At 49.4% G+C, this 21375-nt stretch carries 19 protein-coding genes; 7 read left to right on the top strand and 12 right to left on the bottom strand.

Features of this window, described 5'->3' with window-relative positions; genetic code table 11:
• Window positions 1-3: 3 nt before the first annotated feature.
• From ACYVAD_RS22335 to ACYVAD_RS22320, 4 genes are all read right to left on the bottom strand, one after another.
• Window positions 4-1398 (bottom strand): M56 family metallopeptidase, encoded by a 1395-nt coding sequence (locus ACYVAD_RS22335; protein WP_461141761.1) that lies wholly within the window; start codon window positions 1396-1398, stop codon window positions 4-6.
• Entirely contained in the window at window positions 1395-1766 is a 372-nt protein-coding gene (locus ACYVAD_RS22330; RefSeq protein WP_461141760.1) for a BlaI/MecI/CopY family transcriptional regulator, read from the bottom strand. Before ACYVAD_RS22330 ends, ACYVAD_RS22335 begins: the two co-directional genes overlap by 4 nt.
• A 259-nt stretch (window positions 1767-2025) precedes the next feature.
• Window positions 2026-2847 carry a 23S rRNA (guanosine(2251)-2'-O)-methyltransferase RlmB gene (gene rlmB, locus ACYVAD_RS22325; protein WP_461141759.1) on the bottom strand — a complete coding sequence of 274 codons (822 nt, stop codon included), beginning with the start codon at window positions 2845-2847 and terminating at the stop codon, window positions 2026-2028.
• On the bottom strand, window positions 2820-4247 hold the full coding sequence (locus ACYVAD_RS22320) for a GWxTD domain-containing protein (RefSeq protein ID WP_461141758.1): 1428 nt from the start codon (window positions 4245-4247) through the stop codon (window positions 2820-2822). The genes rlmB and ACYVAD_RS22320 overlap by 28 nt, the downstream gene beginning before the upstream one ends.
• A 186-nt stretch (window positions 4248-4433) precedes the next feature.
• Here ACYVAD_RS22320 and ACYVAD_RS22315 point away from each other — a divergent pair, with 186 nt between their 5' ends.
• Both ACYVAD_RS22315 and ACYVAD_RS22310 read left to right on the top strand, forming a co-directional pair.
• Window positions 4434-5201 carry a class I SAM-dependent methyltransferase gene (locus tag ACYVAD_RS22315; protein WP_461141757.1) on the top strand — a complete coding sequence of 256 codons (768 nt, stop codon included), beginning with the start codon at window positions 4434-4436 and terminating at the stop codon, window positions 5199-5201.
• A gap of 57 nt (window positions 5202-5258) precedes the next feature.
• Window positions 5259-5645, top strand: a complete 387-nt coding sequence (locus ACYVAD_RS22310) for a hypothetical protein (protein WP_461141756.1) — start codon at window positions 5259-5261, stop codon at window positions 5643-5645.
• Window positions 5646-5751: 106 nt separating this feature from the next.
• Here ACYVAD_RS22310 and ACYVAD_RS22305 read toward each other — a convergent pair whose 3' ends face one another.
• Together ACYVAD_RS22305 and ACYVAD_RS22300 are read right to left on the bottom strand one after the other, a co-directional pair.
• Window positions 5752-8061, bottom strand: coding sequence for an FdhF/YdeP family oxidoreductase (locus tag ACYVAD_RS22305; RefSeq protein WP_461141755.1), 2310 nt, complete (start codon window positions 8059-8061; stop codon window positions 5752-5754).
• Window positions 8062-8086: 25 nt separating this feature from the next.
• A complete protein-coding gene (locus ACYVAD_RS22300; protein ID WP_461141754.1) occupies window positions 8087-9160 on the bottom strand; it encodes an App1 family protein in 1074 nt (357 codons plus the stop codon).
• Window positions 9161-9208: 48 nt separating this feature from the next.
• On the opposite strand from ACYVAD_RS22300, the gene ACYVAD_RS22295 reads away from it, so the two are divergent.
• Entirely contained in the window at window positions 9209-10087 is an 879-nt protein-coding gene (locus ACYVAD_RS22295; protein WP_461141753.1) for a diacylglycerol/lipid kinase family protein, read from the top strand.
• Here the strand turns inward: ACYVAD_RS22295 and fdhD are convergent.
• The 3 genes from fdhD to pyrR all read right to left on the bottom strand — a co-directional run bounded on the left by fdhD (window position 10084) and on the right by pyrR (window position 14398).
• Window positions 10084-10935, bottom strand: coding sequence for a formate dehydrogenase accessory sulfurtransferase FdhD (fdhD, locus tag ACYVAD_RS22290; protein WP_461141962.1), 852 nt, complete (start codon window positions 10933-10935; stop codon window positions 10084-10086). The genes ACYVAD_RS22295 and fdhD overlap by 4 nt on opposite strands.
• A gap of 86 nt (window positions 10936-11021) precedes the next feature.
• Window positions 11022-13586 carry a DUF5686 and carboxypeptidase-like regulatory domain-containing protein gene (locus tag ACYVAD_RS22285; protein ID WP_461141752.1) on the bottom strand — a complete coding sequence of 855 codons (2565 nt, stop codon included), beginning with the start codon at window positions 13584-13586 and terminating at the stop codon, window positions 11022-11024.
• A 272-nt stretch (window positions 13587-13858) separates the two neighbouring features.
• Window positions 13859-14398: a bifunctional pyr operon transcriptional regulator/uracil phosphoribosyltransferase PyrR gene (gene pyrR, locus ACYVAD_RS22280; RefSeq protein WP_461141751.1), complete on the bottom strand. Its 540-nt coding sequence runs from the start codon at window positions 14396-14398 to the stop codon at window positions 13859-13861.
• Window positions 14399-14517: 119 nt separating this feature from the next.
• Here pyrR and pth point away from each other — a divergent pair, with 119 nt between their 5' ends.
• Entirely contained in the window at window positions 14518-15081 is a 564-nt protein-coding gene (gene pth, locus ACYVAD_RS22275) for an aminoacyl-tRNA hydrolase (protein WP_461141750.1), read from the top strand.
• Between the two features lie 295 nt (window positions 15082-15376).
• Entirely contained in the window at window positions 15377-15763 is a 387-nt protein-coding gene (locus ACYVAD_RS22270; RefSeq protein WP_461141749.1) for a hypothetical protein, read from the top strand.
• Window positions 15764-16021: 258 nt separating this feature from the next.
• On the opposite strand, the gene ACYVAD_RS22265 is transcribed toward ACYVAD_RS22270, so the two are convergent.
• Window positions 16022-18505 (bottom strand): outer membrane beta-barrel protein, encoded by a 2484-nt coding sequence (locus ACYVAD_RS22265; protein ID WP_461141748.1) that lies wholly within the window; start codon window positions 18503-18505, stop codon window positions 16022-16024.
• Window positions 18506-18743: 238 nt separating this feature from the next.
• Between ACYVAD_RS22265 and ACYVAD_RS22260 the strand changes: the two genes are divergently transcribed.
• Window positions 18744-18923, top strand: coding sequence for a hypothetical protein (locus ACYVAD_RS22260; protein ID WP_461141747.1), 180 nt, complete (start codon window positions 18744-18746; stop codon window positions 18921-18923).
• A gap of 21 nt (window positions 18924-18944) precedes the next feature.
• The gene (locus tag ACYVAD_RS22255) at window positions 18945-19256 is read left to right on the top strand and encodes a hypothetical protein (protein WP_461141746.1); all 312 of its coding nucleotides are present in this window, start codon (window positions 18945-18947) and stop codon (window positions 19254-19256) included.
• Here ACYVAD_RS22255 and ACYVAD_RS22250 read toward each other — a convergent pair.
• On the bottom strand, window positions 19251-19973 hold the full coding sequence (locus ACYVAD_RS22250) for an outer membrane beta-barrel protein (RefSeq protein ID WP_461141745.1): 723 nt from the start codon (window positions 19971-19973) through the stop codon (window positions 19251-19253). The two genes, ACYVAD_RS22255 and ACYVAD_RS22250, sit on opposite strands and share 6 nt — an antisense overlap.
• Window positions 19974-20155: 182 nt before the next feature.
• The gene (locus tag ACYVAD_RS22245) at window positions 20156-21223 is read right to left on the bottom strand and encodes a DUF5694 domain-containing protein (RefSeq protein WP_461141744.1); all 1068 of its coding nucleotides are present in this window, start codon (window positions 21221-21223) and stop codon (window positions 20156-20158) included.
• Window positions 21224-21375: the final 152 nt, after the last annotated feature.

Below are 21375 nucleotides of genomic sequence, written 5' to 3'. Positions count from 1 at the left end.
TGTCTATTGCTTCGGCTCTACCCAAACTGTCTTCGGTTTAGGCTTTTTCTCTAAGACAACTAAAAAGGGCGATTCTGTGGATGCCTTTAGATAACGCTCATATTCTTTATGGGTCATTAAGCTAAATTGGTATAAATAGCCTTGCGGCTGCCGGGCATTTTTGTGCACGTAACTTCCCATAAAAGAAGCGATATCACTGGGTTTGTACCTATTGAGATCGCTGTTTTTGATGTGTTTGCCATCTAGCCAGATACCAAACCGTCTCGGGTTTTTCCAGTCCTCAAACTGTGCGTCTGTCGGCGTCTTAGCGGCTAGAGGAGGAACAAAAAACACCTTTTTCTTCTCAGCTTCCGACAGATCCGAAAACCGCTTCATGACCTGTTTCTGGGGGAAGTTTCCATTGGCCTTAGCCCATGTCATAACCAGTTTGTCGCTGTAGCGTTGTTCCAGTGTCATCGAATCGGACGGGGTTTGTGCCTTCGTGGTTATACTGGTTGATTTCCCGGAAACGGACTTCGTTATCTGAGCAACCGATTGTAAGCCAGCTGCCAGTGTGAGTAGCAGAAACAGGGTGGCTGCTGCACCGACGGTAAAGCCAGCGCGCAGGGGAGACGTGCATTTGGTCATCATAATCAAGCGTTGTTTAGCGGTTTGAAATGTGAAAGCACTGGTTAAGGAGACGGTTATTGTGGGAGTCAGCTTGCTCAATAGCAGTCGCTGATAACTGACAACATCCTGATATAAAGTATTGACCGATTCGTCAGCCAGAAACTCATGATTGAGTCGGATCGCCCGGCGGACGATGAATAATGCAGGATTGAACCAGCAGAAACAGCTTACCAGCTCGACGAACAGAATATCAAGCGAGTGCTTTTGTCGGATATGTGTGAGCTCATGGGTAAACAGTTCGGACTCAATGCACTGCTTTTCATAATCCTCCCGACTCGCGAATAGATAGTGCAAAAATGTGTGTGGACGGGTGGCATCCGGCAGCAAAATCACCGTGACCTCAGCATGGCGACATGACGGGTTTTGGCGGATTCGTCGGCGAATGCTAAATAGATTTCGGCTCAATCGCAGAAGTAGCGCAGCCGTGATAACCCCGTAAAGCAGCGGCAGTAGATCGGGCCACGTATCAGTTGATTGCGCTTGTACTACATCAACTGAGGAATCACCCAAAGCTCGCTCGAATTGAGGAATAACAAACGACGAAGGCGTGACAGGGACAATCTCGGATTGAATTTCGAACGACAACAGCGGTCCAGTTAGCGAGAGCAGCACGCTAGCCAGCAAGTACACCCGCTTGAATCGGTGTATGGTCTCCTTTTCTAGGGCCAACTTGTAGAACGTTGCCAGCACCGACAGGATGAGAATAGATTTTATTCCGTAGAGAATCATGCCTTTCGCTTTTTAATTTCCTGTTCGACAATCTTCTTGAGCGTTTCCAATTCTTCGGCCGACAAATCCGTTTCGGCCGCGAAAAACGAAGCAAACTGAGCCGACGAGTTATTGAAGAAGTTCTTTATCAACCCGTTGACTTGAGTACGGGAATACGTCTCCCGGGCAACCAGCGGGTGATACTCGCGGGAGTTCCCGTATTCCTTATATCCGACAAACCCTTTATCAATCAACCGTTTCAGCAACGTAGCTACCGTGGTTGTTGCGGGTTTTGGCTCGTCATAGGCATCGAGTAAGTCTTTCATGAAGGCTTTACCCGTTTCCCATAAATGGTGCATTAATACTTCTTCGGCGGTAGTTAACTTCATATTCTACATTTATAGAACTTGCTCTACAAATGTAGAAACAAAAATAGTACGTCAAAGTTTTTTGCGTTTTATTTTTTTCTACGCTCAATCCAGTTTGAACCAGCTTGATGAAGCTACCTTAAAGCGCGTAAGTCGGTTAACTCACAATTAGATAGGCATTTATATCGCAGGTGAAACTCAGCAGCTTCGGCTATAAACAAAAAAAGCCGACGCTAAACAGATCGTTTAGCGTCGGCTTTTTTGCTTGACTGTATATCTTTTACTCGCTCGCCGGTTGGCTCCGCTGCCGGACGGCTTCGTAAAGCACGACCCCTGTTGCGACCGATACATTCAGCGAACCAACTTCACCTAGCAGAGGAATTTTTACGTGCGTATCCACCATCCGAAGCAGTTCGGGCGAGATACCATCTTCCTCCGAACCCATGATAATGGCGATGGGTCCGCGCAGATCAGTACTACGCTCGTACAGGTCGCGGCTCGATTTCTCGGTACAGGCTACGACGATAATACCCGACTCCTGTAAGTATTTAACGGTTTCGGTCAGGTCTGGCTCCCGGCAGACGGAAATGTGGTTTAGCGCTCCCGATGACGTCTTCATCGCGTCGGAATTGATCGCGGCAGCTCCCCGACCCGGAATGACGATACACTGCACGCCCGTACACTCGGCCGTCCGGGCAATACCACCGAAGTTCCGAACGTCAGTGATGCGATCCAGCAACAGGAAAAACGGCGTTTCGCCCCGTTCGTACACGTCAGCAATGACGTTTGACAGCTTAACGTACTGGACCTGCGCAATCAAACAAACAACGCCCTGGTGGTTTTTACGCGTCAGGCGATCGAGCCGTTCGGGCGGTACCCGCTGGATAGTTACCCGTTTTTGAAAAGCCAGATTCTGAATATCGGGATTACTCAGCCCCTTCTCCATGTACAGCTTATCGATCTGCTGGTCAGAACGTAACGTTTCAATAACCGACTGAATCCCGAACACCATTTCGTCAGGTCCGGGACCGGTCTGTGCTGGCCGGTTGTAATTTTTATGCTGATTGGGGCGATTTACTCGCGGATTGCGCCGGTTCTCCATGCTTCGACGATCGGGTACCAAACCGGCTGGTACTCCATGTAGCGTACCAACTCGTAATGATCCTCGACAAATTGATTTTGTTTTCTGGTAAACGTAAAATTCACTTCCGAGGCATTAGCCCGGCGGTTATAAACCCAAACCTCGCGTTCGCGGTTCCGCTGCACCCGGTCTGGCGCTCCCAGAATGATATAAATCATACCTTTGTCGGTTTTCCAGCCTTCTTTGTAGGTCGTAAACAGACGATTTGCATCTTCAACCCGGTCGAAATAAGCCCGGAGCGTATTTTTGGCTACGTCCTGGTTGCCTGCCATCAGACCCAGCCAGTAGCGGTCAAACGCTTTTTTGGTATCCTGTGCCTGGTTCAGTTCATTAATTTCCGAACTGGTACTCATATAGAGCACGGGCTTAATCAATTTCTCCGGGCGCGTCAGCTTTGGGAATCGTTTATCGGTCACGACAAGACCGATCCCCGCGGCTGCTGTTGTATCTTCAACGAAGTAATACAAACCTTCCTGCGGCAATACAAATGGCTGATTCGTGGTGATTGTCAACGTTGAGTCGACGACTAGCGAACGCGACACAGGCCGGGCACCGGTATTCATCGGCGACGAAGCCGCTTCAAAGTCGTGTTTGTAACGAATGCCGTACAGTTGTTTGCGGCTGTTGCTAGCGTCTCCAATTACTACCGTGTCGCCCGCGCTGACGTAATGCCGAAGTTTGGGTTGCTGACCATTCCGATCAAAAAGCGAATACCGATCGCTTAACTGCGTATTGCCGAACCGGAGCGTCAGATCGTTACGGGCTTTAGTACCGCTACTTATTTCGGTTACCTCCGTGAGCAAAACGGCAATATTTACTTCTTTCGGCCGCTTTATGTCAAACACCAGTCGCAGATGATCGTCCTGGCGCTGTATGGCTTGTTCGTTCAATGTTACGTTCCCGTAGCCCAGCCGGTCCCGGTTATTATAGTCGGGATACATGATGTAAGCGACCTGGAAATGCTGGGCGAAATCGGCAGCATTGATTCCGCCCTCACCCGCCGGTGATCGGAACGTCAGGTCCATGTACACTCGGGCGTTGGTCGAGTCGATCGCCAGAAATTTACTTTTGATCGACGTAACGGCCCAGTCACTCGTAGTACTCACGGGTGCGGTCGCGTTATCAACTGCCTGCACCGGCGCAGCCGTGCGTACCTGCGGAGGTGTACCAGCTGGCGCTGGCGTATTACCCGTCGGAGTTACGGTGCCGCGCTGAGGGCTGCTCCGTTGCGCTTCCGTGCGGGCGTCATAAGCGGCATTAATCCGCTCCTGCATTTCGCGCCGACGGGTTTGTTGTGTCTGCTTGCCTGTCGAACAGGCCGCCAGTAACGTAATGAGTAGTAGAGAAGATACTATCCGCATAAACAACAGATTTCTTGCGTTTTCTGCTTGGCAGTTGCCTGACCGTCGGTCGGAATCAGGTACCGTACCAGGCACTGTTTTGGTTGCTTACTCATAACGAAAAAAGGACAGCGTTCTGCTTATCAACGCTGTTCATTTTTCTTTACTTCTGCAAAAGACTAATTTTACTGTCCGAATTGCAAACGCATGTACAAAACCACCGAAATCACCTCCGCTGAAATTGCATCCGATAATCCGGTTCACCAGCGGTTATTGTTTCCCTACGTCGAGGCCGCACAGATCGTTAGCGGTAACGTGCTTGAAATTGGCTGTGGCTGGGGTCGGGGCCTCGAACTGCTGACCAGAGCGGCCAGTCATTATACCGGGGTCGACAAGAACGAAGAGCTTATTGCCGCTCTCAGCGCTGAATATCCACAGTCGACATTCATTGCCGCCAACATTCCACCACTGAGCAAGTTGGCTGACAATACATTCGATTATATCGTTACGTTTCAGGTGATCGAGCACATTGAAAACGACGATCTTTTCATCAAAGAGGCTCATCGTGTCTTGAAACCAGGTGGTAAACTCCTGCTAACGACGGTCAACAAAACGTTTTCGTTGACTCGTAATCCCTGGCACGTCCGCGAATATTATGCCGATGGCCTGAAAGGTTTAATTGGCAAGTATTTTCCAACAGTGAACACACGCGGCATTCACGGTAATGACAAAGTGATGACGTACTACGAGCAGAATAAAGAATCGGTGAAAAAGCTGACTCGGTTCGACATTTTCAACCTGCAATACCGCTTGCCCCGTCGGTTACTCCAGGTCCCCTACGACCTGATGAACCGTCTGAACCGGAACCGGCTCCTGCAAGCCGATGGCATTGCCGCCGAGATCAACTACACGGATTATCTGGTCAGCAACGATCCGGCCGGTAGCCTGGATTTCTTTTACATTGCGACGAAGTAAATCGAAACACTTATATTTCCATAGTAACACGTTTAACCACACGACGTCGATTCTACTATGAAAAAATGGACAACCCTCCTACCAGTATTGGTAGTGCTGTTCGGCTCATATGGCTGCCGCCATAAAGACACCGGTTTTGCCTTTACGTCCCAGCGACAGTACAATCATCGACTGTTCACCGGCGGCTATGAATTTATTAAGTTTAAGCCAGACGGTACGGTGTACGCAGAAGTTCGCCAAGATGGAATTAATGTGAAAACTAGTGGGAAATACTACTGTCAACTGCGCGGGCCGGTTCATGACATTTATGTTTCCCTGGATGAGGGGCCTCGACGGACGATTAAGTTTTCGGGTATGCTTTATAACATGATCACTGATGACTCAAAAAGTCAAACATGGAAGCTACACCGGGCTCTTAAACCTGATGAGAACGTACTGATGTGACGAGAGTCATTGTTTTTTTTGTCATCCCGCCTTCTGAGAGATGAACGTAAAAAGGGTTATCCACTCACCAGTGAGTCAGTGGATAACCCTTTTTACGTTCTCGTCCTTACGTCGCCGATAGTGTTACCGTGATCACAATCGACTTTGACGTAGGTGTCCGGCTCTTCTCAGCCACGGAGTCGATAGGAATCAGGACGTTTGTTTCGGGGTAGTAGGCTGCTACACAACCACGGGGGATATTGTACGGAATGACAACAAACCGATGTGCGGTGCGTCGCTTACCATCATAAGCACTATGTAAATCAACAACTTGTTTTTCCTGTAGCCCCAGGTTCTTCATATCCTCTTCGTTGATGAAGATGACCCGACGCTCATTATAGATACCCCGGTACCGGTCGTCATTGGCGTAAATTGTCGTGTTAAACTGGTCATGGCTCCGGACGGTCATCAGCAGCAGTTCGCCGGTTTGGAGTTCGTGTTTGGTCGGCGCGCTGATCGTGAAGTGCGCTTTCCCGTCGGACGTTTTGAATTTACGTTCGCGGGGTCCATTCGGAATGTAGAACCCGCCCGGCTGCCGTACTTTCTCGTTATAATTCTCATGCCCCGGCACCGTTCTGGCAATCAGCGCCCGAATCTCGTCGTAGTTCGCCACGAGCCGATCCCAGTCAACAGCCGATTTTTTACCGAGTGTCGCTTTAGCTAACCCGCATAGAATAGCAACTTCGCTACGTAACGAGGCCGAGACAGCATCGACAACGCCATGCGATTGAGCCACTACTCCCGTTGTGCTCTCACAACTCACAAACTGTTCTCCGCTAGCCTGCATATCCCGATCCGTACGGCCGAGGCAAGGTAGAATCAATGCTGTCTCGCCATGAATCAGGTGGCTTCGGTTGAGTTTTGTCGATACGTGGACCGTTAGTTTGCAGTTCCGTAACGCTTCAGCGGTATAGTCCGTGTCCGACACAGCCATGGCGAAGTTACCGCCCAGGCCAAAGAATACTTTTGCCTTGCCTTCGTGCATTGCCTTGACTGACCCAACCGTGTCCAGGCCGTGTTCGCGGGGTGGTTCAAAGCCAAACTCTCGCTTCAGAGCATCCAGGAACTCCGGTTTGGGTTTTTCCCAAACGCCCATTGTCCGGTCGCCCTGTACGTTACTGTGCCCCCGAATTGGGCTGGCTCCTCCCCCTTCGATGCCGATGCTTCCTTTCAGGAGCAGCAGGTTGATAACTTCGTTGATCGTATCCACCGAGTTCCGGTGCTGAGTCAGGCCCATCGCCCAACAGATAACCAGTTTAGGCGTGTACTTAAATAAATCGACCGCTTCCTGAATTTGCTTAACCGTCAGGCCACACTGAGCCGCCAGATCGTTCAGTTCAAACTGCTCCAGGCTTTTTACGTAAGCCTCGTAGCCACTCGTGTAGTTTTTAATGAAGTCATGATCAACTACCCGACCAGGCTGCCCGACGGCGGCACTGTTGGCTTCTTCAATCAGTAGCAGTTTGGCCATAGCTTTTAGCAGCGCCATATCAGAATTGATACGTACCTGCAAAAAAACATCCGTCAATTTTTCGCCACCCAGCAGCATGTCGCGCGGACTCTGCGGGTATTTGAATGCCAGCAACCCTGCTTCGTGAAGCGGATTGACCGAAATGATCTTACCGCCGTTACGTTTGCATACCTCCAAAGGCGTCAGCATCCGGGGCGCGTTCGTTCCTGGATTCTGCCCCATGATCATAATCACGTCGGCCTTTTCGTAGTCTTCGTATTTCACCGACGCCTTGCCCAGGCCAAGCGTATCCGCTAAAGCCACACTGGTCGATTCGTGGCACATATTCGAGCAGTCGGGCATATTGTTCGTGCCATACTGCCGAACAAATAACTGATACAGGAACGCGGCTTCGTTGCTGGTCCGCCCTGACGTGTAGAAGATGGCTTCATCGGGCGAATCAAGCGCGTTCAGCTCTCCCGCAATCAGCCGGAAGGCATCCTCCCAGGCAATAGGCTCATAGTGCGTAGCACCAGGACGTAAAATCATGGGCTGCGTCAGTCTTCCCTGCTGACTTAGCCAGAGATCAGGCTTTTGTAGTAACTCAGCCACGGCATACCGCTGAAACAGGACCGGTGAGCCCGTATGATGCGTCATGATTTCATCCGCGACAGCTTTCGCCCCGCTCTCGCAGTACTCAGCAATACTGGACCGGTGTCCGTCAGGATCAGGCCAGGCGCAGGACGGGCAGTCGAAACCATCTTTCTGGTTTAGATTGACCAGAGCTTTCCAACCACGTGCCATACCGGTACCGTGAAGTACGTGCTCAAATGATTTGACGATAGCCGTCATACCAGCGGCTTCGGTAGCAGGCTTGCCGAGCTCCAGCTCGCCGGTTAACTCTTCGGGTGGGGTGTTAGGATTCATTGTTTGTTGATTACCAAGCTGATGATCAGGATGCAACCAGCCCCACCTGCAGCGAATGTTCACGAGCGGTAGTACTGTGCTTAAAATAACAACAAGTTACACCCGCGTGTTGGATCTTTTCCACAAGTTCCTGGGTAGCCGAATGATTAGCCTGATTAATTTGCCGGATATAGACGCAGCGGACCTGCTTCGGATAATGCCGCACGACGGTTTCGTAGATGGTAGGGTCCTGCTGAGAGTCGTCGCCCAGCAGAATAAACTGCATGTCCGGATAGGTTTCGAGAATACTAGCAATCCGGTCAAATTTGGTTAGGTGCTTACTTTTTCCCGTCTGCAACACCTGAGAAAGCCGTTTGATCTGGTTCAGCAGGTACACGCCCTCCGGCAAGCCATTCTTCTCCGAAAACTCCAGGATGTAATCATACAGATTCCATTCGCTGCTCGATACGTAAAAAAATGGATTTTGCTTTTGGGGACCACTGTCAGCTTCGGCCAGAAGCCGATAATGCGAAACGACTCCATCAAACGGCTCCCGGCTATGGGCGTTTTCGGTGAGTAGTACCAGTAATCGCTTGGTGATCGTGGACGAGTGAGAAATCAAAAATGTATCGTCAATATCAGAAATACAGCCGTAAATTGTTGATGATGGTACGTACACTTGCCCAGTTCCCGTTCCCAGGATTCTCTCAGGCGTTAACGTCTGGCTTATAAATTCCGCATTGACAGGATATTCCCCCGGCGATAGCGGTTCGTCAAGCAGAATTTCAGCCCGAAAAAAACCATCAGCTTCGGCTTGTGTTTCCACTACGTGACCAACGCAACGGATCCGGACAGATGCGTGCGGCTGCGGTTTAACCAGAAACAACCGCAACACGGCCAGCAAGTTGACCAGACTATTGTCCCGATAATGCTTACGTGGCAAAGCACTCCGGCGTAAGACATGACCAAAAATGATTAGCTTGTCGGCGTTACCGAAGCCACGGTACAGCTTAACGGTGGGACGATTTGTTAAGCGAAGCCACGTCATGACGTAATGCATCAGCTTTCCTTTCAGACTCAGCGTTTGTTTCCTGGAAGGTTTGGCGAAAGAAGTATTCATACATTGAGCAGTACACTTGGTACATAGAACTTATAATCAGCTAAGAAGTTGACCTTTTTATTCGCAATTAATCCCGCGTCGGGGGGCAAGGCCAAAGACGACTGGGTGACTGGAATCAAGAATCACTTTGCGAACCTCCCTCATCAAATCGATCTGTTTTTTCTGGATGGCAAGACTGATGCCAACACGTTACCCCAGAAAATAAAGGAAGTCAAACCCGATCGGGTAGTAGCCGTTGGGGGCGACGGGACCATTAAATCCGTAGCCGAAGCTATGCTGGGCACCAATACTCCGTTGGGAATACTACCCGCTGGTTCGGCAAACGGTATGGCCCGTGAACTGGGGATTCCGACCGACATGACGGCCAGTCTGAACGTTCTGGTGCAGGGCCGGCAAAAACCTGTCGATCTCATTGAGATTAATGACGGTGATTATTGCCTGCACCTGAGTGATATCGGCATGAATGCTCAGCTGATTAAAAACTATCAGCAGAATAACTTACGGGGCATGTCGGGCTACTTACGTGGGGTAGTTAAAGTGCTGCGTAAACACCGTTTGTTACGCGTTGAGATCAACGTGGGTGATGAATGTGTTCAACGGGCAGCCTTCATGATCGTACTGGCCAATGCACGCATGTACGGCACCGGAGCGATGATCAACCCCGATGGTGATCTGTCAGATGGTCAGTTTGAAGTGGTTATATTCCGACGGCTGACGATCTGGGAAATCATCAAGATGTTCTGGCATTTCGAGCCCTTCGACCCCAAGAAGATTGAGATTTTCCCCGCTACATCGGTCAGCATTGCTACCCACCGTAAAGCTTATTTCCAGGTTGATGGCGAATATCGAGGTCGACTTACTGAACTGAAAGCTCAAGTTCGTCCCCAGGCGCTGACGATACTAGTACCGAACGCAGAAGCTCCTTAAACGATGGTGAGTTGTGACGACGAAACGCGAGAAAACGCATTATATAGATTGAAACGGTCGTTCCGGACAAAGCCAGCCAGCGTCATGCCCGCTTCCTGGGCCATTTGCACGGCCAGGCTTGAGGGAGCGCCGACTGCTGCTAACAGCGGTATACCGGCCATCCAACTCTTCTGTACCAGCTCGACACCTATCCGTCCACTAAGGAAAATTCCGTACTGTGTCAGTGGCAGCCAGCCATTCCAGAAGGCAGCTCCAATCACTTTATCAAGCGCGTTGTGCCGACCAATATCCTCGCGAACCAGCAATAGTTTTCCAGTGGCGTCGAATAGCGCTGCGGCATGAATGCCCCCCGTGTAAGCAAAGGCACGTTGTGTGTCACGTACCTGGTCAGGCAAGCCGTGCAAAACGGAAGCCTCCAGCGCAAAATCAGACGTAATGGGGCCGGGTGTCAAGGCCTGAACAGCTTCGATCGTAGCCTTGCCACAAAGGCCGCAACTGGACGACGTAAAGGTATTTCGCTCCAGACGCGTCCAGTCAACCACAACATCAGGATGTAATTCCACCCGGATTACATTTCCCTCTTTATCAACATCCTGCACGCAATGACGGCAGGATACAATATCAGCTGGGCGATGAATAATACTTTCCGTAAACAAAAAGCCCATCGCTAGTTCCTGATCATGGCCAGGCGTACGCATGGTCACGGATACAGATCGCTGTTGCCGGTCGTCCACGGGCCCAAAGCCCAGTCGGATTTCCAGTGGTTCTTCGACAGCCAGCAGGTCCGGAACTTCGACGGACGTTTCGCCGGTAAACTTTCGGACCGTAATGGGAGCAACGAGTGACATGGCCATACCTCAACAGACGCCCCGGAAAAGAAAGCGGGGCGGTCTATCACTAAACCAGCCCCGCTTTAAAAAGATTAGTTTACCGGCTAGAAACTGAAGTTTGCCGACCCTTTTATGACGAACTTATCAACCGGAATACCGTTTCGGTTCGGCTCCAGATATGTCAATCGATGGATGGCCTGTATCCGGAACAGTTTGAAGATGTTGTCAATTCCATAGCCCAGCTCCAGATAAGGTTTGGCGCTGTTGAGTGCACCGAAGTGCGTTGGTTTAAACCCACTGGCCAATGGTTTTCCCGTTTCGAACGCCTGGTTTGTTTTTGACAGCCCGCCCCAGAGTGCATCAGCGTTAGCTACCAGTCGCCAGTTTAGTTTTCGAATCAGCGGAATCCGGTTAAAGAGTAAGCCCTCAAACTTGTGCTGCACGTGAATAGCGACAAATCGATCACTCACGAATTCGTAGAACTGCATCCGGTTAAATGTATTGATCGTCAGCAGCGGAGTTGGGTTACCGATATGCGGAAACAGCAGGGGCATTGGTAGCTTGGACGGCGTATAGCCCGCCGATAGCAGATACGACATCCGTCCCATCACACCCAATCGTAGCGTCTGTTGTGCCCGCATGGTGATGCGCCCATACGTATAATCGCTGCCAAATGCTTGTGTGCCGTGCGTATAGCGAATTGTCAGAACAGGCGCTCGTTTGGTACCCAGTGTGATCCGCTCATTGCCATCAATGATGTATTTCTCTTTGCGAGCAAACCGAGCTTCGATTGCCCAATAGGCATCGGTAATGTCAGACCGTAACGGCGACTGATCGTCCAGCTCGGGCTTTGCGCGGAAATGGAAGGGAAAAATCGGGTCGAAGGTCCGGCTGCCCAGTGTTGTTGTGATCACAACCCCTTTTATGGGTTCCACCCGAAAGAAGATTTCCTTTTGGTGGCTGGCATACGCCCCGCGGTATTTCCCGAAACGGCTTAGCGCGTAAAACAGGCGATTTCCGCCAATCAATTCGGGCGTCAGACCCAGCCGTTCCAGATCGTAGGACATCCGGACGCCAAGCAGCGACCAGTACCGTCGCGATAGGATATAGTCGATTTCACCGCCGTATTTGTAACGATGGTCAAGAGTACCATAAGCCAGATACCCGCGTAATATCCAATTGCGGCTGAACTCATCGTTGGTTCGGAAACCAATTCGAGTCCGTAAGCCTTCGACGGTGTTATACGCAAACAGATAAGGATAAGGGCCAATATCCAGTCCCCCTACTTTATAAAATCCCGTAATCGCAATTTGACCCATGGCTTCCAGGGTTTTGATCGCGGGAGCCTTCCGTAGGGTATCAATCAATTGACGGGTTTTGTAATCGTCTTGACTTAACGAATCGCTGCCTGCCAGCGTCTGTTGTACGTTCTGCCAATACGCTTTGTTATCGGTATTCGTTGAGTCGTTTGGCTCGAGCGGCTGATCGAAGAAAGCGACCGGGAGAGGCCGGTTCACCAGGATGTTACTGTTGTGCAGTGTCACCTGCGCCCGAACGCCCACGGCATGTTTTCCCATAGTCGTCAGGTCGGCGGTCAGGCGAACGCTGACGGGCAGCCAGCCTGTCGTGGCCATTGATCCCGAGGCTGAATCAATAGTAGGTTCCAGTTCCTGCGCAATGCTCAGGTTACGAACGTAGTTCAGGTTAGCTCCCTTGCCAATACGAGCTTCAATTTCGCAGAGCGCAAAGGTGGTCGTATCGATCCAGGCTTTTCCGGTGAAAGCCAGGTCTTCAGGTCGCTTCGGTTCAAACTCGATTACGTAGCAGGTTCTTCCCCCGACCAGCGTCGTGTCGGCCAAAAAGAATTCGTACCAGCTCTTCCAGTTTTCACCGATGGGCGATGCGAAATCTTTACCCAGAATGGGAATATAGCTGTCAAAAAAGTTATGATTGACAAGCGTCGAGCCCCCCAACAACTGCGAGCTTATTTCAGAGTCAACGACATCAATTCCTTTGATCCGAGTCTTTCGCACCTCTTCCCGCGTCCGTTTAGGATTGGCCCGGTAGTAATAGCGGGATACGGACTCCGACGCCAGAATGGGAACAAGCTTATTTCCTTCGTCATCGACCAGTAAGTCCTGCGCTTTCATGGCGTCATTAATTCGCCGAAACAGCGGATTTGCACGCACTTTATCCGACATCCGACTGAGCGCAATGTCCGTCTTTACGTAGCTGTCACATTCGTAACCGGCAAGACGACTGCGGTCGTTGAGCAACCGATTTTTGCGAAGTTGCCGTAGTATACCAAACGCGGGATTCTCCCCCGCCCGAACGGTAATTTCCTGCAGCGCCGTCCCAGCTGGTATCATCCGAAACGTGAACGTTTGGTTCAGCCGATCAGGATCGATTTTATGACGTAGCGTAGCATAACCCAGCGAGCTTACCGCCAGTGAGTCAGAAAGCGTTTTCGTGACGAGCGAAAACTGTCCTTTTTCGTCACTTAACGTCCCCACCCGACGGCCAACCAGCGCTACACTGGCAAAGGGAACGGGTTCACCAGTCTGCGCATCAGTGACTTGCCCGGATAGAGTGTAGCCGACCTGTGCTATTGATTCACCAGTGAGAAGAACAAACGTAAAAAGGACAAACGAGAGTAAATATTTCTTCATAGGCAATTTACAGACCTCTAAATTAGCATATAATCGTTGAGTAATTACCGCAACAATGCGAAAATTAATCTTCTTCTAATAAACAGCTGGCACCGCTGCCCTGCGCATCCCCTTTTGCGTCTAATCATTGATTAACAGAATACTAGGCTAGGCAACAACGGCACGGATAATTTAAGCTTATCAGCGTAGTTCTACTCCTTTTTTTGGCAACAAAAAATGCGCCTATTCGTAAAGCGAAACAGGCGCAGAATCTTTACTCTATTCTTAAAAATTTAACCGACCAGCCAGATGCGATCCGCATCGGCCCCCTGTTCTGTCCATTCAACCAATACCCGTTGCGACTCCAGCGTATTTACGCGCCGACCAGTATAATCAGGCTTAATCGGGAGATCTCGGTTGTATCGACGATCAATTAATACCAACAACTCTACTTTGCGGGGCCGACCGAACGCCGTCATAGCATCCAGCGCGGCTCGCACCATTCGTCCCGTAGCCAGTACATCATCCACCAGGATAACCCGTTTATTTTCGATGATAAACGGCACATTGGTTGTATTGGGCCGGAGAGGTGTATCCCGGCGACGGAAGTCATCGCGGTAGAACGTTGCATCCAGTTGACCAAACGGCACCTGAAAACCCAGAATTCGATCTAGTTCGTTGGCAATGCGAGCAGCAAAGAATACGCCACGCGGCTGCATTCCTAAAATAACCGTGTCAGCAAAATCCTGGTAATTTTCAATCAGTTGCTGTGCCAGGCGGCTAATAACAATTTCGAGCAGCGGACTGGACAGGATTAGGCGTTGTTGATTCATGCCGTAAACTTACAAAACACACCGATTAACCACTCACTCAGTTAGCAGATACCCAACCAGGGCGTGGGCAGAGGCAAAATAATTCCGAGTTTTGCGAGCTGATTCAAGTACTGAACACTATGAACAAATTTTTGATCGTCGGGCTGGGCAATATCGGGCCTGAGTATGCGCTTACACGTCACAACGCGGGCTTTATGGTTCTTGACCGACTGGCGGCCCAGCATGGCTTTACGTTTTCGCTCACCCGGCTGGCCTACACAGCCAAATGGCAATACAAAGGCAAACAGCTCTTTTTTGTAAAGCCCACTACATACATGAATCTGAGCGGTAAAGCTGTGCTATATTACATGAAGCAGGAAAATATCCCAGTGGAGAATATCTTGATTGTTACTGATGATAAAGATCTTCCTTTTGGCAAGTCGCGAATGAAACCGAAAGGATCGCCGGGCGGACACAATGGCTTACGAAATATTGATGAGCTCCTTAACACGCAGACTTACACCCGACTACGGGTTGGCATTGGCAATAATTTTGCAAAAGGAAAACAGGTCGACTTCGTTCTTGGACAATTTTCGGAGGACGAAATGATTCAATTACCGGATTATCTGGACCGGCTTGGCGAAATCGTGCTGGCTTTTTGTACTATGGGAATACAATTCGCCATGAATAATTACAACCAATGATATAACTTTTTAAAGAAATTTTGAATATTTCAAAGCAATAAAAAACAGAACTTTATTTAAAATATATCAAAATATTATTTCAATTATCAAGCATAAATAGCGACTAAGATCCATTTTTTCAAAATCAATAGGATAAAAATCGGAATATTATTTCATAAAGGACCCAATAAGTGGCTTGTACTTTAAAAACTTCTGTGGAGATTTGTATGTTCTTTAACTGAAACAAAAATAGAACAATACAATGAAATCGCGTGTTATATTTGCGTCGTTGATTCTTGCACTTGGAATGACGACAATGCAAGCAACCGCGGCTACCACCACCAACACTGATGATAGCCCGGCAGCCAAAAAGCCGGCAAGCGCTATGCTGGTTAACGGTTCAGAAAAGCAGTTCGCTGCTTACATTGGACGAAACGCTAACCAATTTTCGCGCAACACCAATTGGCAAACTTATATGCGTGTTGTCTCGCTGTACAACCAGCGTCCAGTAGCGGTTCTGGCTGTCAGTTCTGCTGATCGGATCAAGTTCAACGAAGCCAGCACTCAGATCAATGCATTATTGGCTAAACATAACGATGTCGATGCCAACCGCTGGACAAAACAGGCCGATCTGACCACCCGGATGATTAATTTCCTCTGGAACTCAGACCAAGCCCCCAGCGAACCTCTTGTAATTCAGTAGATTAAAACAATCTGTCAATTACGAAGGTTTTTGGAACAGAAAAGGGTTAAAGTTAGTTTTTCATGTAGAAAAGGTTAAGGGTTTAGGAATAGTCAGTATAGGGTTCTCCGCTTCGATCGGGGAACCTTATCTTTTTTAGGGGTATTCTGTTGAATTTGAGCGTTGGTAGGCACGTATTGGCTTGATTATAGCGCACAAAAAAGTCGCCCCTCAACCTGGAGACGACTTTCCCACTTTTTTTCTTAACCTAAACTACATTTAGTTTCCTCCCTTCATCCGGCTTTGTTCGGCTGATGTTGCAGAGCTACGATTGCGAGCGCCTTTTACGTTCTGGTTGCCAAAGCGGTACGTGAACGTCAGCATAATTCGGCGGCTCTCCCAGCGGGAATTCACCCGGAAATCAATATCCTGGACCATGGCCCGTCCTCTGAATTTGTTCATCCAGAAGGGGTCGTTAATATTTAGTTTCAGATTTCCTTTACCATCCATTACTTTCTTCTGAACGCCCAGGCTGAAAGCGCCCATTGGCTGAGCCCGGTAAAAGCCGTACTGCGATGCGGAGTTATACCAGGCCGAGAGTTCGGCCGAGAGCGTTTTGCTCAGCGTAAAATTGTGCGAGGTATACAGGTTGTACGCAACTAATTTTATTTCGTATTGAGCACCCGAATAGAACGTTTTATAGTGCGTGTAGTACGTACTGATGTTGGTCTGGGTTTGCCACCATTTTGTTATCGGTAGGGGAAAACTCACGCCCAGGTTGATGTTGTCCTGCGTTCCCTGGTTTTCGGGGGTTACGTAGGTGATGTTCTGCGACGCGATCTGCCGAGGAGTCTCTTCGTTGATAAAATCCGTTGTCCGGCTTACGCCCAGCGTGGTGATAACTGTGTTCTTGTAGGTATGCGTCAGTTCAACGGAGTTTGTGTACTGAGGTCGTAAAAATGGGTTACCCTGCTGATAGGTGTACGGATCGAGGTAGAAAACGAACGGGTTCAGATTCTCGTAGTCGGGCCGTTGGATCCGGCGGCTGTACGACAGATTCAGGACGTTATTCGTATCCAGTTGCCGCGATAGGAACAGCGTTGGGAACAGATTCAGGTAGTTGCGTTCAACGCGCTGGTCCAGCGTGATGGAGTGACCAATCGAGTGGGTATGTTCTGCCCGCAGACCAGCCTGCACTTTCGTCTTTTTGCCCAGCGTACCCGCGTAGTTTACGTAACCAGCGTTGATATTCTCGTCGTATTTGAAGTGATTACTCCGGCTGGCATCGAACATCCACTGGCTTCCCTCCTGCCGCAACGTATCGTATATCGTGTTGTTGTCGGCATTGACGAAGCTACTTTTCAGACCAGCTTCCCATTTACCTTTTTTAGTTGGATGCACGTAGTCCGTCTTGAACGCCAGGATACCAATCGTCGATGGCATCCTGTTCCGCACATCCTGATTGGGACGGATCACGCTGTTCTCCGGGGTATAATAAACCGTATTGAGACCATTGCTATTGGTTCCATTGTATTGAACGTAATCAGCATCAACTGTCCATTCGCGGCCTTTCTCGTCGAACTCGTATTTGTAATTCACGTTGGTTGTTAGGTTCGATAGCAGGTTCTGCACATTGGTTTTGGTCACGGGACGGCTCGTCAGCTGATACGCTTCATTACGAATATTTGTCTCGTTTACGCCCTGCGACTGCCAGTCGTTCCGGAAACCGTTCACCAGCACCCCAACCGTACTTTTCGGACTGATAAAATAATCGAGACCCGCTTTATAGGAATGACCGACGAAATGAGTGGGGCGGAATGAGGTCTGATCAAAGTAGGTCGTTTTGCCGTTGTACGGAATCGAGCGACTAATCTGGTTGCTGTTGTTGCTGTAGCGATCCGTGTAGCTGTAGTTACCAAATACGTTGAGTTTCCCTTCGCGATGGTTTACGTTCAGCGTTGTTCCGTATTTGGGGCGGTTCAACAAGTTACCGTTCAGGTCGCGTACCCAGCCGTAGCCACTATTCAGAATAACCGAGCCGTTCGTGCCGAAATTCTTGTTTTTCTTCATCTTGATGTTGATGATTCCAGAATTACCGGCAGCGTCATATTTCGAGCCAGGGTTTGAAATAATCTCAATCGAGGCAATGTTATCGCTGGGTGTGTTTTTGAGCAGATTAGCGATTTCCTGCTGCGAGAGGTAGGTCTGTTTACCGTCGATGTACACGATTACGCCCGATTTTCCTTTTAGCTGAATCTGATCGTTCTGGCGATCAATCGTAATGCCGGGCGCTTTTTCCAATACTTCCAAAGCCGTATTTCCGCTCGATACAATGCTGTTCTCCACGTTGACAACCGTACGGTCAACCTGCTGCTCAATGAATGGTTTTTTAGCGACGACGTTTACTTCAGCCAGACTTTTCGATTCGTCCAGCATAACAAGCTTGGGTAATTCGATGGCGGGCTGGGCTTCGCTGATAACGAATGGATTACTATACGTTTTACGAAATCCCATTTGCTGGGCTACGACCCGATAGTTACCAGCCCCCACGTTTTCGAAGATATATTTACCCCCATCATCGCTGATAGCGCCTTTTACCAGCGTTGAGTCGGTTGCTTTCACCAGCATCATGGTGGTAAACTCTAAGGCTTTGCCTGTTTCGGCCCCAACCTGACCGCGTACCGTACCGCGATCGATGGGCTGGGCAACCGCTGTAACCAGCGTTGCCAGCAGCAGGATAAAAGAAGAAAAGGTCGTATTCATGAGTGGTATATGTCAAATGATGTGTTCGCTATGTGCATTAACAAGTACTAAACAAAGGTAGGTAGCATGCATAACAAAGTACCTTTTCTTACACAAGCGGTCTTTACGGAAGGATAAGCGGAACTGAACGGGGATTGTGACTAACTGGGCGAGTATTCCAGCAAAGGATGTAATCCGAAAGCGTTACGTTGCACGGAGACGAAATTTTTCTTTTGTTTATGAATTACCTCTCCTCACCATGACGCTTTTTCATGCCGCCTGGGCGCTACTAAACCTGGCTCTTCTTACAAGTACGTTGGTTATCGGGTACCGTAGCTACCGCATCTTCTCGGAGCAGTTTGGCTGTCTACCAAGTGGTTTGCTCATTCTGGCGTTAGCAAGCACCTGTAACGGCGCTCGGAATAAAACGCCCGAATAACCTGTTTCCTTTGTCAAAAGCGTGAATTCGACTGATCGATGGCCCTATAAGAGTAATGCTACCGTGTATGGCGATGATCTGTACAGGATCACCCAGTCAGTTATTACCCACCCTGTACAGAATACTGATTCACTGCGGGTGCAAAGCTTGGTAACCGCCAGTGGTCTTACGTTGGGGACTCGATGGGAAACGATGCAAACATCGGCCAATTTGTTGCCCGGTCGACGGGCTTACTACCAGTCGACCGGGACGTTAACCTGGTATCTCCTCGGCGTACCTGTTTATAATCAAATGAAGCACTTTGGGGGAGAGCTGACTTTACGTGAACTATAATTTGATGCCAAAGGACCAGACGGCGGCATCCGGACCCAGTCTTGGACGAAAGATACTTTGCGGCTCGTAGCGTCCGAAGAGCTTGGTGTGCCCACGAAAACCCAGCTCAGCGGTTAATCCCCAGCGAAAAGGTTTCAGATTATAATCACTGTGATTACGTACGGCTTGACTACCCTCGGGTTTTACTTTGGTGTAACTATCCAGTCGCATGCCGGCATAAGTTCCAGCGCTGAACGAGAATCCAGACCGAAACGATAGATTAAGCAGCAATGGTAGATTAAGCTGTGTTGTGACCAGTTTCGAGCGACGCAGATCAACAGCAGCGGGTTCTATAATAAGTTGGTTATCGCGCTCGATCAGTACGTTACGTCCTTCGAACATAAAGTTGTTCCAGGCCACTTCAGGACCGGTAATCAAACGGAGCTTGGTTTTACCGCTGGCAATTAACGGAATCCGTTGCTGCCAAGCCAGCGCGATGAAGCGGGAGCCCAGTGGTTTCAGGTCATAACCGTCCGAAAGGTTACCACTGAAATTGTTCAGTCCTACGTACACGGTAAAGTTACTGGCGACGCGTTCAATCGTCTTCTTAGGCTTCGTGATGGTAGTCGTTGTTGTATCGCCTTCAGCCGATACTGTAATCGTCGTGGTGGTTTGTGCAAACGTAACGGTTGCCGTAGCTAACAGCGCAGTGGTCAGGAGGTGTTTGAACGTTTTCATCTGATTAGTAGGATAAGGGTTCAGGAATAAACCTAATTGTTGATAGCACGGGGCGTTTCCTATGCTATTTGACCAGAAGATGAGCGATTAGCCCAGACAGGTTGCATGACGAATAAAAAATTTTTCTTTTTCTCTTCGATCACACCTCGCCCGACAACAAACAACTGATTATCAGCCCCTAATTACTTACCACTAAAATTATTCAACTCGTACACCGTTACGCCGGGAATGGTACGTAGTATATCGACCATGATTTTACGGTGATTAGCGCCTACGCCCACTACGACTCGTTTGGCACCGGCGGCCCGTGCCCGGTTGACTACGTTGTGCGCCATGTCGTCATTGCGGAATTGCCATTGACGAAGCATTTCATTCAGTGCAGCTTCGGGAAAACCAGCCGTGCCAAATAGCCGACGAGCCCCATAGAAATTTACGATGTTCAGGAATTCATCGCCTTCGGGACTATTGAAGGCGACAGTAGCCATGCCTGCTTTTTCCGCCTTATCCCCGGCCGCTGTCAGTTCGTTTGTCCGCTTATTCAGGGCCGCATATCGTTTTCCGTCAACCGAAGTAGAGTCTAATTCTTTCTCCCAGATCCGGAACAACGAGTCTGCTTTGCTCCAGGCTTCACTCCAGGCTATATCATGCCGTTGACTATCCATAGGCAATATTCTATCCTGCCCCAGCTTATCAATCATCGGGAAGAGAATATTGTGGTATTCATTGGTACGATTGCGATATAGCGAGTCTGGAACGCCCAGTATGGCGGTATAAGCCGCTTTCTCCTCGTTACCGAATGCTGGCCGGGCCCGGTCGAGCCGGTACAATTGATAAGCAGCATTACCAAAGTCGTGTTTCAGATACAGCGCTCGTGCCAGTTTCATCCGATTTTGATGAAGGTTAGGGTAATCTCTCAATAGTTTATACGTCTGCTTGATGAATTTGTCCGTGTTTTTGGGTGCTGGGTAGTTCAACCCTTTCAGATATGCCAGCCGTCTTTCAATATTGGCTTTATTCCAATAGTCAGGAATCGCGTCATAGTCGTCGCCAGAGAGCCACTCACCGAATACCGCGTCGGGTTTAAAGGCTAATCCTTTATCAATGATTTCATCAAAGTGTTCGACGGGCTTTTTCCCGTAGCTGTGTGAGGTGCCAATCATCAGGACGTCGACGGGTTGCGTCGCGGTCGATTGAGCAAAACTAGTAATAACCGTAACCAGGCAGAGTAGTAAGGTAGCGAGCGTTTTCATGAGTCAGAATGCGTTTTATGGTGATTGATGGATCAAAGTTGTCACCCCATTCTTTTCGTCAATGCCTCTATTCGACCAACGCTCGGCCTACCTCGGCCAACGCCTTTACGTTCCGACAAACGCTTTTTTGCGTAGTCATTCGGATTCGTCGG

It is taken from the genome of Spirosoma pomorum (assembly GCF_054776615.1).
The sequence above is the reverse complement of the archived record's forward strand: the minus strand, read 5'-3'. Positions and strand labels throughout refer to the sequence as shown.

Coding starts and splice junctions, on each gene's coding strand:
- ACYVAD_RS22335 (WP_461141761.1), bottom strand. CDS start 1,398: ATGATTCTCTACGGAATAAAATCTATTCTCATCCTGTCGGTGCTGGCA.
- ACYVAD_RS22330 (WP_461141760.1), bottom strand. CDS start 1,766: ATGAAGTTAACTACCGCCGAAGAAGTATTAATGCACCATTTATGGGAA.
- rlmB (WP_461141759.1), bottom strand. CDS start 2,847: ATGGAGAACCGGCGCAATCCGCGAGTAAATCGCCCCAATCAGCATAAA.
- ACYVAD_RS22320 (WP_461141758.1), bottom strand. CDS start 4,247: ATGCGGATAGTATCTTCTCTACTACTCATTACGTTACTGGCGGCCTGT.
- ACYVAD_RS22315 (WP_461141757.1), top strand. CDS start 4,434: ATGTACAAAACCACCGAAATCACCTCCGCTGAAATTGCATCCGATAAT.
- ACYVAD_RS22310 (WP_461141756.1), top strand. CDS start 5,259: ATGAAAAAATGGACAACCCTCCTACCAGTATTGGTAGTGCTGTTCGGC.
- ACYVAD_RS22305 (WP_461141755.1), bottom strand. CDS start 8,061: ATGAATCCTAACACCCCACCCGAAGAGTTAACCGGCGAGCTGGAGCTC.
- ACYVAD_RS22300 (WP_461141754.1), bottom strand. CDS start 9,160: ATGAATACTTCTTTCGCCAAACCTTCCAGGAAACAAACGCTGAGTCTG.
- fdhD (WP_461141962.1), bottom strand. CDS start 10,935: ATGTCACTCGTTGCTCCCATTACGGTCCGAAAGTTTACCGGCGAAACG.
- ACYVAD_RS22285 (WP_461141752.1), bottom strand. CDS start 13,586: ATGAAGAAATATTTACTCTCGTTTGTCCTTTTTACGTTTGTTCTTCTC.
- pyrR (WP_461141751.1), bottom strand. CDS start 14,398: ATGAATCAACAACGCCTAATCCTGTCCAGTCCGCTGCTCGAAATTGTT.
- pth (WP_461141750.1), top strand. CDS start 14,518: ATGAACAAATTTTTGATCGTCGGGCTGGGCAATATCGGGCCTGAGTAT.
- ACYVAD_RS22270 (WP_461141749.1), top strand. CDS start 15,377: ATGCAAGCAACCGCGGCTACCACCACCAACACTGATGATAGCCCGGCA.
- ACYVAD_RS22265 (WP_461141748.1), bottom strand. CDS start 18,505: ATGAATACGACCTTTTCTTCTTTTATCCTGCTGCTGGCAACGCTGGTT.
- ACYVAD_RS22260 (WP_461141747.1), top strand. CDS start 18,744: ATGACGCTTTTTCATGCCGCCTGGGCGCTACTAAACCTGGCTCTTCTT.
- ACYVAD_RS22250 (WP_461141745.1), bottom strand. CDS start 19,973: ATGAAAACGTTCAAACACCTCCTGACCACTGCGCTGTTAGCTACGGCA.
- ACYVAD_RS22245 (WP_461141744.1), bottom strand. CDS start 21,223: ATGAAAACGCTCGCTACCTTACTACTCTGCCTGGTTACGGTTATTACT.